This window comes from Archangium sp., from assembly GCF_057119385.1.
The window spans coordinates 1-12,861 of record NZ_DBNGVP010000158.1; the positions used below are offsets into that span (position 1 = coordinate 1).

General features: G+C 70.8%; 10 protein-coding genes. 7 read left to right on the forward strand and 3 right to left on the reverse strand.

The window, feature by feature from the left end; all coding sequences use genetic code 11:
- The 4 genes from AC16DP_RS38275 to ribD all read left to right on the forward strand — a co-directional run.
- Positions 1 to 238 (forward strand): RpiB/LacA/LacB family sugar-phosphate isomerase (locus AC16DP_RS38275; protein WP_483956952.1); only part of this gene is annotated, 238 nt, incomplete at its 5' end.
- Entirely contained in the window at positions 235 to 1,482 is a 1,248-nt protein-coding gene (gene glyA, locus AC16DP_RS38280) for a serine hydroxymethyltransferase (RefSeq protein WP_483956953.1), read from the forward strand. The genes AC16DP_RS38275 and glyA, both read left to right, overlap by 4 nt.
- 15 nt (positions 1,483 to 1,497) lie before the next feature.
- A complete protein-coding gene (gene nrdR, locus AC16DP_RS38285; protein WP_047856817.1) occupies positions 1,498 to 1,995 on the forward strand; it encodes a transcriptional regulator NrdR in 498 nt (165 codons plus the stop codon).
- A gap of 6 nt (positions 1,996 to 2,001) precedes the next feature.
- On the forward strand, positions 2,002 to 3,174 hold the full coding sequence (ribD, locus tag AC16DP_RS38290) for a bifunctional diaminohydroxyphosphoribosylaminopyrimidine deaminase/5-amino-6-(5-phosphoribosylamino)uracil reductase RibD (protein ID WP_329728420.1): 1,173 nt from the start codon (positions 2,002 to 2,004) through the stop codon (positions 3,172 to 3,174).
- Positions 3,175 to 3,196: 22 nt separating this feature from the next.
- Here ribD and AC16DP_RS38295 read toward each other — a convergent pair whose 3' ends face one another.
- Positions 3,197 to 3,694, reverse strand: coding sequence for a PilZ domain-containing protein (locus AC16DP_RS38295; protein WP_329728419.1), 498 nt, complete (start codon positions 3,692 to 3,694; stop codon positions 3,197 to 3,199).
- Between the two features lie 122 nt (positions 3,695 to 3,816).
- Between AC16DP_RS38295 and AC16DP_RS38300 the strand changes: the two genes are divergently transcribed.
- Positions 3,817 to 6,954, forward strand: coding sequence for a serine/threonine-protein kinase (locus AC16DP_RS38300; RefSeq protein WP_329728418.1), 3,138 nt, complete (start codon positions 3,817 to 3,819; stop codon positions 6,952 to 6,954).
- The gene (locus AC16DP_RS38305; protein ID WP_329728417.1) at positions 6,951 to 7,844 is read left to right on the forward strand and encodes a sigma factor-like helix-turn-helix DNA-binding protein; all 894 of its coding nucleotides are present in this window, start codon (positions 6,951 to 6,953) and stop codon (positions 7,842 to 7,844) included. The genes AC16DP_RS38300 and AC16DP_RS38305 overlap by 4 nt, the downstream gene beginning before the upstream one ends.
- On the opposite strand, the gene AC16DP_RS38310 is transcribed toward AC16DP_RS38305, so the two are convergent.
- A complete protein-coding gene (locus AC16DP_RS38310) occupies positions 7,825 to 10,236 on the reverse strand; it encodes a YfhO family protein (RefSeq protein ID WP_329728416.1) in 2,412 nt (803 codons plus the stop codon). The two genes, AC16DP_RS38305 and AC16DP_RS38310, sit on opposite strands and share 20 nt — an antisense overlap.
- A 222-nt stretch (positions 10,237 to 10,458) precedes the next feature.
- Here AC16DP_RS38310 and AC16DP_RS38315 point away from each other — a divergent pair, with 222 nt between their 5' ends.
- Positions 10,459 to 11,835, forward strand: coding sequence for an NAD(P)/FAD-dependent oxidoreductase (locus tag AC16DP_RS38315; RefSeq protein ID WP_329728415.1), 1,377 nt, complete (start codon positions 10,459 to 10,461; stop codon positions 11,833 to 11,835).
- A 96-nt stretch (positions 11,836 to 11,931) separates the two neighbouring features.
- Here the strand turns inward: AC16DP_RS38315 and AC16DP_RS38320 are convergent, their stop codons facing one another.
- On the reverse strand, positions 11,932 to 12,795 hold the full coding sequence (locus tag AC16DP_RS38320; RefSeq protein ID WP_329728414.1) for a UbiA family prenyltransferase: 864 nt from the start codon (positions 12,793 to 12,795) through the stop codon (positions 11,932 to 11,934).
- Positions 12,796 to 12,861 lie beyond the last annotated feature (66 nt).

Here is a 12,861-nt window from a genome sequence, read left to right on the forward strand (position 1 = left end):
CGTGACCGGGGCGGCCCTTTCCCGCCAGCACAACGACGCGAACGTCCTCGTCCTCGGCGGCGGGATGCTCGGCGAGCGCCTCATTCGCGACATCGTCCGGACTTGGGTACACAGCCGCTTCGAGGGCGGCCGCCACCAGCGCCGCGTCGACAAGATCGAGTCCATTCGCACCAAGACCGCCACCGCGGCCGGCGCCCCGCCGGCGCCCGGCACGACCGACCTGGAGAAGAAGCCGTGAACTCTCTCGAGCGCACCGACCCGGAGATTTTCGCCTGCGTCCAGAGGGAAGGACGGCGCCAGGAGCTCAACCTCGAGCTGATCGCGTCGGAGAACGCGGTGAGCGAGGCCGTGCTCGAGGCCGTCGGTTCGATCCTCACCAACAAGGACGCCGAGGGCTACCCGGGCAAGCGCTACTACGGCGGTTGCGAGGTGGTGGACGTGGCGGAGAACCTCGCCATCTCCCGCGCCAAGGAGCTGTTCGGCGCCGAGTACGTCAACGTCCAGGCGCACTCGGGCAGCCAGGCCAACATGGGCGCCTACATGGCGCTGATGAAGCCCGGTGACACCATCCTCTCGCTGGACTTGAACTCGGGCGGCCACCTCACCCACGGCGCCGCGTTCAACTTCTCCGGCAAGCTCTACAAGATCGTCCACTACGGGCTGACCCGGGACACCGAGACGCTGGACTACGCCCAGGCCGCGGCGCTCGCCAAGGAGCACAAGCCGAAGGTGGTGGTGGTGGGCGCCTCGGCGTACCCGCGCACCATCGACTTCGCGAAGTTCCGCGAGATCGCCGACAGCGTGGGCGCGGCGATGATGGTGGACATGGCGCACATCGCCGGCCTGGTGGCCGCGGGCGTGCACCCCTCGCCGGTGCCCCTGGCGGACATCGTCACCTCCACCACGCACAAGACGCTGCGCGGCCCGCGCGGTGGCCTCGTGCTGAGCAAGGAGCAGTACGGCAAGACGCTCAACAGCCAGATCTTCCCGGGCATCCAGGGCGGTCCGCTGATGCACGTCATCGCCGCCAAGGCCGTGGCCTTCCGCGAGGCGCTCAGCCCCGAGTTCAAGGCCTACCAGCGGCAGATGGTCGCCAACGCCCAGGCCCTGGCCGAGGCCCTCAAGCGCGGCGGCCTGCGCCTGTGCTCGGGCGGCACGGACAACCACCTGATGCTGGTGGACCTGCGCCCCAAGAACCTCACCGGCAAGGTGGCCGAGGAGGTGCTGGGCAAGGCCGGCATCACGGTGAACAAGAACATGATCCCCTTCGACCCGGAGAAGCCCATGGTGACGTCGGGCGTGCGCATCGGCACGCCGGCCATCTCCTCGCGCGGGATGAAGGAGGCGGAGATGGCCACCGTCGGCGCCTTCGTCGTGGAGGCGCTGGACAACGCCTCGGACGACAAGCGGCTGTTCAACATCCGCTCGCGCATCGAGGAGTTCACCCGGAGCTTCCCGCTCTACGCCTCGCGGCTGAAGTAACCCTGCCTCCCATTCATGCGTTGCCCCTTCTGCCAGGACGCCGAGAACAAGGTCATCGACTCGCGCGAGTCTCACGAGGGGTCTGTCATCCGCCGGCGCCGCGAGTGCCTGCAGTGCAAGCGGCGCTTCACCACGTACGAGCGGGTGGAGGAGCTCTACCCGCTCATCGTGAAGAAGGACGGGCGGCGGGAGACGTTCGACCGGGACAAGCTGCTCGCGGGGCTGAAGAAGGCCTGCGAGAAGCGGCCGGTGTCGGCGGATCAGCTCGAGGAGACGGTGGTCGCCATCGAGCGGTTGCTGCAGGGCATGGGGGAGAAGGAGGTGCCCTCGTCGGTCATCGGCGAGGAGGTGATGCGCCGGCTGCACGGGCTGGACGAGGTGGCCTATGTCCGCTTCGCCTCGGTGTACCGGAGCTTCCGTGACATCTCCGAGTTCATGGAGGAGCTGAAGGATCTGCTGTCTGACCGGACGCGGGAGCTCAAGCCGCCGCGTCCCGCGGGCAAGGACGGTTGACGGGCCATGCGGCTCTTGACGCGAGCGCGGATGCAGAAGCGCACCCCCAGGGCGAAGCGCGCGGCGGATTTCGACCGGGCGGTGGCCGAGTTCTTCATGCGCCTGGCGCTGGAGGAGGCCTCCAAGGGACTCGGCCGCACCAGCCCCAACCCCGTGGTGGGGGCGGTGCTGGTGAAGGGTGGGCGCATCATCGCGCGGGGCTACCACCGGCGGGCGGGCACGGCCCACGCCGAGGTGGTGGCGCTGGAGGCCGCGGGAGCCAGGGCGCGCGGGGCGGACCTCTACACGACGCTGGAGCCGTGCGACCACTATGGGCGCACCCCGCCGTGCAGCCAGGCCGTGCTCGATGCCGGCGTGCGCCGCGTCTTCGTCGGCTCGTCGGATCCCAACCCCAAGGTGAATGGCAAGGGCGTGGCGCGGCTGCGGCGCGCGGGCGTGGAGGTCGTCACCGGCGTGCTGAAGGAGGAGGCCGACAAGCTCAACCGCCCCTTCTTCAAGGCCATGAGCACCGGCCTGCCCTACGTCACCCTCAAGGCGGCGGTGACGCTGGATGGCAAGCTGGCCACCGCCACGGGTGACTCGCGCTGGGTGACGGGCGAGCAGGCCCGGGCGTGGGTGCACCGGCTGCGCGACCAGGTGGACGTCATCCTCGTGGGCGCCACCACGGTCCAGCGGGACAATCCCCAGCTCACCACGCGGCTCCCCGAGGGCACCGGGAAGGATCCCGTGCGCGTGGTGGTGGACTCGCACCTGCGCCTGTCCCCGAAGCTCACCGTCTTCACCCAGCGCTCCCCGGCCCGCACCGTGGTGGCCACGCTGGAGGACCCCACCGGCCGCAAGGCGAAGCGCCTCACCGCCACGGGCGCCGAGGTCTGGCAGATGCCCGCGAAGCAGGGCCGCGTGGACCTCGAGGCGCTGATGCGCCGCCTCGCCAAGGAGGGCCTCAACCACGTGCTGGTGGAGGGCGGCGCGGAGATGTACGGCTCGTTCCTGCGTGGAGGGCTCGCGGACGAGCTGCTGCTCTTCGTCGCCCCCAAGCTCATCGGCGGCGAGGGCCTGTCCTGGTCCGGCTCGCTGGGCGTGAAGCAGATGGCCCGCGCGCTCACGGTGGGCAAGCTCTCCTTCGAGCAGGTGGGGGAGGATCTGCTCCTCCGCGCCCGGCTCTCCGAACCGAAGTGAGGGCCCGGGCCCGCGCGGCCGCTCAGGCCACGATGTAGCCGAGCGCCAGGTCGAAGATCAGCATCTCCAGCCGCTCGCGATCCTCGTCGCTCACGTCCTCGAAGGTGAAGGACACCCGCTGGTTGCCGTGCTCGGAGGGCGGGGTCGCCGCGACGATGCGCGCGCGTCCCACCACGGGCCCCTCGTCCTGCCCCGGCATCCACAGCACGAAACCGCCGAGCGTGCCCTCGCCGGGGGCACCCCCCATCAAGCAGGAGAAGCCCCCGGAGGAGATGTCCAGGGTGCGGCTGCGCAGGGCGCCGGCACGGAAGCTGACGTCCACGTGCATCCCCTTGGGCACGCGGAAGTTGCGCCGGGCACTGGCTCCCGGTTGCAGGTTGTGGCCCTGGGCCGCGAGCAGGGAGCGTGCGAGCTGCTCGCGAGCCTCCAGGTACAGCGCCCGCTCATCGCTCGTGTGCAGCCTGCGGCGCGCGCGCTCGTGCAGCTCCCGGAAGTTCGTCAACCAGACGGACAGATCCATGCCGCCCATTGTAGCGTGCTTTTCCGGACATTTCCGGCAGCCGCTACTCTTCCGACGTAACGGTACCAAAGCGCCAGTTCGGATATACAAGAAATCCCTGACCCTGATAATTTGGGATTCGGATGGGGTGCCCAGACGAAACGACGCTGAGCGACTTCCTGGTGGGACTGCTGCCGGAGGCGCGCAGGCAGGAGGTGCTGGCGCACGTGGAGGGCTGTGCCGGATGCCAGCGGGCGCTGGCGGCGGGCGGCGACTCCACGCCGACGGCCGGTGTCCCGGACGTGTCCTCTTCCGGGGGCGCCGAGGCGCTGGCCCGGGGCGCGACGCTCTCCCGGTACGTGGTGCAGGAGCGGATCGGCTCCGGCGCCATGGGGGTGGTGTACGCGGCGTATGACCCGGAGCTGGACCGGCAGGTGGCCCTCAAGCTGCTGCGTCCCGAGGGCCGCCATGTGGAGGAGCTGAGGCAGCGGCTGCTGCGCGAGGCCCAGGCGCTGGCCCGGCTCTCCCATCCCCACGTCGTCGCCGTGCATGACGTGGGCATGTGTGGAGACGGCGTCTTCCTGGCGTTGGAGCTGGTGGATGGCACCACGCTGGCGGACTGGTTGAAGGAGCCGCGGCCCTGGCGCGAGGTGCTGCGGGTCTTCGTGGACGCGGGGCGGGGGCTGGCGGCCGCGCACGCGGCGGGGTTGGTGCACCGGGACTTCAAGCCCGCCAACGTCCTGGTGGGCCGGGATGGCCGGGCACGTGTCACGGACTTCGGACTGGCTCGCCCCATCACCTCCGCGGGCGCGCTCCCGGAGCCTTCCTCGGCCCAGGTGCCCGTGGCGCAGGAGGACTCCCTCGGACTGCTCACCCGGACGGGGGCACTGCTGGGGACGCCGGCCTACATGGCGCCGGAGCAGCTCGAGGGCCATGGGGTGGACGCGCTCTCGGACCAGTTCAGCTTCTGCGTGGCCCTCTACGAGGCGCTCCACGGGGTGCGGCCCTTCGAGGGCCTGAGCCTGGAGGAGCTCGGCCGCTCCGCGCGCGAGGGCAGGGTGAAGCCGCCCGGGCGCGACTCGAAGGTGCCCGCGCGGGTGCGCAACGCGGTGCTGCGCGGGTTGCGGCCCAAGCCCGCGGATCGCTTCCCCTCCATGGAGGCCCTGCTGGCGGCGCTCGACCCGGGGCCCGGCCGCGTGCGCACCTGGGTGGCCGTGTCCGCCGCCATGGCCTGTCTGATGGGCGTGGCCATGGGCTACGTGGCGGCACACCGGCGCGAGGTGCGTTGCGCGCAGGAGGCGGAGAAGCTCGACGCGGCCTGGGGTCCCGCGCGGCGCGAGCGGGTGCGTGCCGTCTTCCTCGCCACGAAGAAGCCCTATGCCGCGGATGCCTGGGAGAAGCTCTCCTCCGCGCTGGATGCCCACGCCTCCCTCTGGCGCTCGCTGCGCACCGAGTCCTGCCTGGCGTCGGACGACGGAGGCACCTCGGGCCTCGCGTTGCAGACCGCCGCGTGCCTCGACGCCCGGCTGTGGCAGTTCGCCGCCGTCACCGAGGTGCTGGAGAAGGCGGACGCGCAGACGGTGCAGAACGTGCCGCAGCTCGTGGCCTCGCTCGAGGGGCTCGCCGGGTGCCGGGACGCTCCGGCCAGCTCCACCCGGCCCCAGCCGCCCGAGCTGCTCCGTCCCCGCGTGGATGCCGCTCGCCGCAAGCTGGCCGAGGCCCGCGCCCGCATGGAGGCCGGCCGGCACGCCGAGGGCATCGAGATGACGGCGGCCCTCCTCCAGGAGATCAACGGACTCGACTACCGTCCGCTGGAGGCGGAGGTGCTGCTGCTGCGCGGCCAGCTCCACGGCCACGCGGGCAAGTCGAAGGAGGCCGAGGACATCCTCTACCGCGCCCTCTGGGCCGCCGAGGCCGGCCGCGATGACGAGACGGTGGCGCGCGTATGGGTGCTCCTCGTGTGGATCGTGGGAGATCAGATGGCGCGCGTGGAGGAGGCGGATCGGCTCGCCCAGCACGCCCGGGCCGTGGTGGAGCGGCTGGGACGCGAGCGCTTCCCGGCCATCGCCACGGATCTCCACCTGCGGCTGGGCGGGGTGCGGCTCGTCCAGGGCAAGCTGGAGCAGGCGGACGAGGAGCTCACCCAGGGCCTGGCGCTGTCGCGCAAGACGTACGGGCCCGACAGCCTGCGCACCTCCTATTTCCTCTCCAGCCTGGGCCGGGTCCGCTCCCGCCAGAACCGGCCGGCGGAGGCGCTGGCGCTGTACCGTCAGGCCCAGGAGCTGCGCGAGAGTCTCTGGGGCTCCGAGCACCCCGCGCTCGCCCTCAACCTCAGCAACCTCGCCACGGCGCTGCTGGCCCTGGGCCAGCGCGACGAGGCGATCTCCGCGTGGATCCGCGCCCTGGCGCTCCTGGAGGCCTCGCGCCCCCCGGATCATCCCAGCCTCGGCCCTCCGCTCAACAACCTCGGCTCGGCCCTGCGCGACCAGGGCCGGCTGGACGAGGCCCGGCGGTACCTCCAGCGGGCGCTCGCCATCTTCGAGCGCAGCAAGGGCCCGAATCATCCCAACACCGCCACCGCGCTGAGCGCGCTCGGGATGGTGGCCTACGACTCCCAGAACCTCGACGAGGCGCTCGGCTACCAGCGGCAGGCCCTGGAGCGCATCCAGAGCGCGCTGGGTCCGGACTCGCCGCGGGCCGCCGGGCCGCTGATGTTCCTCGGGGTCGTCCAGCAGCGGATGGGCCACCAGGACGAGGCGCGGCGCCACCTGCTGCGCGCCCTGCACCTGTGGGAGAAGGAGAACGGCCCGGACAGCGCCACCGTCAACAACGCGCTGCGCCCCCTGGCCCGGCTCGAGCTGGAGGCCGGTGCGCCCCGCAAGGCGCTCGCGTACTGCCAGCGCGCCCTGGGCAATGACGAAAAGGCGCAGGGCTCGGAGACCCCGGACGTGGCGATGGATCTCGCGTGTGTCGCGGAGGCGCACCTGGCGCTCGGTGACGCGGAGCGGGCGGTGCCGCTGCTCGAGCGGGCCCGCCGCCTCAACGCGCGGGCCCCGAGGGATCCGCTGGACGAGGCCTGGGTCTCCTTCCTGCTGGCCCGGGCGCTCGGAGAGCGGGAGCCCGCCGTGGAGCTCGCGCGGGCCGCCGCCCTGGCGGAGGAGGCGCGGGCGCAGATGACCGCCCTGGGCACGCGGGCGCGCGTGGAGCTGCGGGAGGTGACGGCCTGGCAGGAGCGGCACCCGGCGCCGTCCTCCGTGGCGCGCAAGGCGGTGACGCCATGAGCGGGACTCAGGACGTGGACTCCCTCGCCGCGCTGCTGCGGGCCCATGTGCCGCCGGAGCGGAGCGCCGGGGTGGAGGGGGTGGAGGAGCTGGAGACACTCCTTCGGGAGCTGCTGCGCACGGGGCGGGAGGCCTGGCCCGCCGTCACGCTCCCGGCGGAGACCTTCGTGCGGCACCTGGCCCGGCACCTGCCCGCGGAAGGCGGCGCCGAGGTGCTGCGCCACCTCCATGGGGCAGATCTGTACCTGGCGTGTGCCTGCGCCGTGGGGGAGCGCCAGGCCCTGCTCGCCTTCGAGCAGCATGTGCTCCAGAAGGTCCCCGCGCGGCTCGGACAGCTCGCCGCGTCCACCGTGGACGAGGTGCTCCAGGTGATGCGCCAGCGGCTGTTGCTGGGCCGGGGGGACACGCCTCCGCGGATCGCCGACTACTCGGGCCGGGGACCGCTGCTGGCCTGGGTGCGCATCATCGGGGTGCGCATCGTGGGCGAGCTGGCGAGCCAGGACGGACGCCAGGAGCTCTTCGACGAGCCGCCGGAGACGCTCGCGCGGATGCTGGCACCGGATGACCCGGAGCGGGAGCTCCTCAAGGAGGACTCGCGCCAGGCGCTCGTCACCGCGCTGCGCACGGCCCTGGCCGCCATGCCCGAGGGCGAGCGGGCCCTGCTGCGGCTGCACCACATCCATGGCCTCACCATGGACCGGCTGGCGACGATGTATGGCGAGCCCCGCTCCAGCATCGCGCGCCGGGTGATGCAGTCCCGCGAGCGGTTGCTGAAGCTCACCCGGGGGGAGCTGGCCTCCCGGCTGAAGCTGGATGGCTCCGAGCTGGAGAGCCTCCTGGGGCTGGTGCGCAGCAGGTTGGATCTCAGCCTCAACCGGCTGATGGACTGAGCGCACGCCTTCCCCGCTTGCGGCGCTCCACGAGCACCGCGAGCCCGAGCAGCCCCAGGGTCGCGAGGGAGATGAAGGCCCCGAGCATCAGACGGGGCGTGCGGTAGGTGAAGGAGACGCGGTGGGAGCCCGCGGGCACGCGCACGCCGCGCACCGCGAGGTTGGCCGGGAGGATGGGCGTGGGCTGTCCGTCCAGCGTCGCGCTCCACCCGTCGTAGAAGGCGTCGTTGAGCACCAGGGCCGCCGGCACGCGAGCGTCCACCTCGAGCTCCACGGACTCCGGCGCGTAGTGGACGATGCGCACCTGGCCGGGCTCTCCGGGGGAGGGAGGTGCCGCGTCGCGCGGGGTTCCGGGCGGGCACTCCAGCACCGCCTGCTGGTGGGGGTGGAAGGCGCGCGAGAGGACGAGGGCGCGCGCGGAGGATTCATCTGGCACGCAGACGGGCGTGGCCAGGTAGGCGCGAGGCAGCGTGTTCGGATTGTTGAGCAGCACCACGCCCGGCCCCAGGAGACGATCCTGGCCGAGGACCACATCCCAGTTGCCGGACATCTGCTGATAGGTGCGTGTCTCCAGGGTGAGGTAGCGCACGTGGTAGAGGCCCGAGAGGCGGCTCAACCAGAGGCGGGCGGAGTCGGGCGAGTAGAGCAGTCCGGCCAGCCGGCGGGAGGCGGCGGGCAGGTAGGGCCCGGCGCTCTCGAGGTGCCAGAGCGCGGGCGTGTCCGGCGCGAGCCCCGCGACGAAGTTGATGGACATGAGGTCCACGGGATGGAGCTCCTCGGGGACCTCGCGGGGAGAGAGATCCTCCGCGCCCGCGAAGACCCGTGGCCGCACCGGGCCCGCGTCCGCCTCCCGCTTCAAGAGGAGCTTCAGGAAGCCCGTGGGCCGTTCCAGCACGTCCACATAGGTCACGTGGTAGGTGCCCTCGTTGGCCTGGTAGAGGACGGCGAACTGGAGCCCGAGCACGGCGGCCACGCACCGCGCCGGGGAGAGGGCGCGTGCCAGCACCCCGCCCATCAGCGCGAGCGTGACGGCCCCCACTCCGGCGGCCTGGAGGAAGTTGCCGTGGAGGATCTCGAGGGAGGGGGGATCCGCCTTCTCCCAGAGGGAGGGGATGACGCCGTTGGAGAACAGCCGCCACCGCCACTCGCCCAGCGCGAGCAGCCCGAGAACACCGGCGAGCACGAGTCCGGCCTGGCCGAGCCGCCGCGACAGGGCGGAGTCCCGGAGGACGGCCTCCAGCCCGGCGCCAGCGCCCAGGGCGAGGGGGAACAGGACGTAGGGCAGCATCTTCTCCGGGTAGCGGAAGGCCTTCCAGAGAGGAACCCACTGGTAGAACCAGCGGTAGAGCGGGACTTGGTGCGCCAGCGTCAGGGCGAGGATGGCCAGCGTGACGGCGGACACCTTCCAGGCCAGCGGGTGGCGCCGCCAGGTCCACAGGGCTCCGCCCAGCAGGAGGACGGCCGGGAGCCCCATGTACACCGAGTGCACCCAGAAGCCGCCCATTCCCGTCAGGAACAGCTCATCCGCCATCGCGCTCGAGGCCGCCGTGCCCGACTCCGGATCCAGGAAGAGCGCCCCGAGGGCGAGCTCGAGCAGCCGCAGGGGATGGAACGAGAAGGAGGTGGCCACCTGGAGCGTGGGCGCGCTGGGCCAGGCGTTCTGGAGGGTGGTGAGGACGGGGAGGATCTGCACCGCGCACAGCAGCGCGCCGAGCACGATGAGCAGTCCGGCCCGGGGCGCGGCCCGCAGCGCGTCCACGCGAGCCGGGCGCAGCAGCACGAGCACCAGCAGCATGCCGTTGCACAGGGCGAAGCTCTGGGCATCTCCGCTGAGGAGGACGAGGCTCAGCGGGAGGGCGGCGGCGGTGGCGCGGCCCACGGAGGGCGCACGCAGGAAGCGCTCGGCGCCCCAGAGGGCCCAGGGGAACGTGCTGGCCGCCATGAGGTAGAGCAGGTTGTTGCTGATGCCCACCATGTAGCCGCACAGCGCGTAGGTGAGCCCCGCGAACAGGGCGGGACCGGGGCCCAGGCTCCAGAGCCGGGCGAAGAGGAACGTGCCTCCCAGGGCCGCCACGTAGGAGAGCAGCGTGATCAGCTTGAGCGCCGTGCCGGGCGGCAGCAGCAGGTAGAGCAGGTTGGCCGGGTGGAAGGCCCCGGAGATGAGCATCCCCGGGTAGGGCTGCCCCAGCGCGTTGTACGGGTACCAGTCGGGGAACTGGAGCTGCGAGACGCGCTCGGCCCAGTACTGCTTGAGCGGGTAGTAGACGCGGAGGATGTCGCGCGAGGCGAAGATCTTCCCGGAGAAGGCCGCCCGGTGGAAGTAGAGGAGGGGGAGGGCGAAGGCCGTAGCCACCACCGCGAGGCGGGTCCTGGCCTGCTGGGAGAGGGGCATGGGCTTCGAGTCGGTTGCGTGGAAGCGGCCGACCTTGCCAGGAGCACGTGGCGGACAGCAATCCAACTCCGCCGGAGCGCTCGTCCGGACGCGCTCCGCACCTGCCCGCCTGCCGTGCATGAGCCCGGCTTCTCCTCTGTCCTCACCCGCTGCTTGGGCGCGCACACGCTCATCGGTTATTCTTCAGCCTGTAAAATTCCTCCCAGACTGAGGGTGATGACGATGTCGGGTGACGCGAACGGTAAGGTGGGCAAGCACGCGGTCGTACTCGGTTCGAGCATGGCGGGTCTTCTGACGACCCGGGTCCTGTCCGATCAGTTCGAGAAGGTCACCCTCATCGAGCGAGACGAACTGCGGGACGATCCGGAGCCACGCAAGGGCACGCCCCAGATCCAACACCCCCACGTGTTGCTGGCCAAGGGCGCTCAAATCATGGCGGAGCTCTTCCCAGGGCTCTTCGAGGAGCTCGTGGCGGCGGGTTCGACCCCCGCGGAGATGTCCGACGCGGCCTGGTTCCACTCGGGCTATTGGTTGGTACGCGCCAAGACGGGGGTGATCGCCTACAGCCAGAGCCGGGGGTTGCTGGACTGGAAGGTGCGTCAGCGCGTGCGGGCATTGCACAACGTGGAGGTCATGGAGCGCTGCGAGGCCAAGGGCTACCTGGCCACCCCGGACAACACGCGCGTCACGGGTATCCGGCTCCACCGCAAGGGGGAGGCCGAGACGGTCCTGGACGGAGTGGACCTCGTGGTGGACGCGAGCGGCCGTGGCTCCCAGACGCCCCAGTGGTTGGAGCAACTCGGCTATCCTCGTGTACCGCAGACACTCGTCAAGACGGACGTCTGCTACACCAGCCGTATCTTCCACCGGCCCAAGAACCACCAGGCCGATTGGTTGATGGTGGCCATCTACGCCGAGCCGCCCCATGGCAAGCGCGTGGGCATGATCTTCCCCATCGAGAAGGACCGCTGGCTCGTGACGCTGGCGGGTTACCTCAAGGAGCATGCTCCGATGGACGATGCCGGGTTCCTGGAATACGCGCGCTCGTTGGCGCGGCCCGACGTCCATGATGCCATCAAGGACGCCGAGCCGGCGGGGCCGATCGTCCAGCACAAGATTCCCGGCAGCCAGCGCCGGCATTACGATCAGATGGATCGCTTCCCTGAGCACCTGGTGGTGCTCGGGGATGCGGTGTGCAGCCTCAACCCGCTGTACGGCCAGGGCATGACGTCCGCTGCCCTGCAGGTGATGCTGCTCGACAAGTGTTTGCGCAACCAGGCTCCGGGTTCCCTCACGGGCCTGGCGCAGCGGTTCCGCAAGCAGGTGCCCTCCGTGTTGCTGTTGCCGTGGATGATGGCCATGAGCCAGGACATGAGCCACCCGGAGGTGGAGGGCGCCCGGCCTCCCGGCTTCGGGTTGATGACCTGGTACACCAAGCAGATCATCTCCCTGGCCGCGCATGACGAGGAGGTCGTCCGCAGCTTCGCGAACGTGCAGCACATGCTGAAGTCCCCCGCGACGTTGTTCTCACCTGGCATGCTGTGGCGCGTGTTGACGGCACGCCCGCCGAAGGCCGGGACCTCTCACGCCTCGTCGTGATGGTCCGGACGGGCGGCGGGGCTCCGAGTCCGCGGACCCCACCTCCACCTGTCTGGTGGCGGTGGGTCCGCATCTCGCCCCGCGACGGGTATCTCCTCAGACGAGCACGAAGGTGCTCGCGAGCGCCAGGCAGTACCAGTAGGTGTAGTGCATGTAGGTCTTGTGGTCCTGCTCGGGGCGGTGCCGGGTGAGCACCTGGATGCAGATCATCAAGCTCGTGAGCGCGAGCAGGGCATCGAAGACGAGCACCTGAGGCGAGGCGCCGGCCATCGTCGCGGGCGCGCCCACCAGCCGCATCATCAGCAGGTGGGTGAGCACCGCCAGCGCGGCGAAGCCAACGCCCAGGAATCTGCGCGTGGCCGTGATGCCGAACACCATCGGGAATGTCTTGCGCCCGCAGTCCCTGTCCCCTTCGATGTCACGCAGGTCCTGCAGCGGCACCAGCAGGAAGACGGACACGGACAGGAAGGTGAGCCATTCGTTGGCTCCCTGGGGAACGATGGGGGACGCGATCCTCCATCCCGCTTCCAGTGACGCCCATACCCCCAGCCCCATCGACAGGTTCTTGATGAACCAGTTGCGCGCACCGCGCAGCAGGTTGTGGACGATGGTCACTGCCTGCCAGAGCAGGGTCCACTCCAACACCCCGAACCACCAGCCCACCAGCGTGTAGAGGGTCATGGCGAGCACCCACCGGATGCTCGCGCCCCGGAGCGACACCATTCCTCGTGCCAGCGGGCGGTCCGGCTTGTTGATCCGATCCTCCTCCACACCCATGAGCTGGTTGGAGAGACAGAACGTGAAGGCGTAGAGCGTGAAGTACAGCAGGCCCCGCCCCAGCTGCGGCACCAGCTCGAGCGCGGAACTTCCCGCGGTATGCCAGGCCGCCAGCCCGAAGATGAGGCCCGGCATCACCGCCGAGGAGATGTCCCTCCGGATGACCTGATAGATGAAGGACACCTCGTGTGCCACCAATGCCCACAGGGCGCGTGACCGCGGACGCTGACTCTCCTCCTGCGTCCCGGA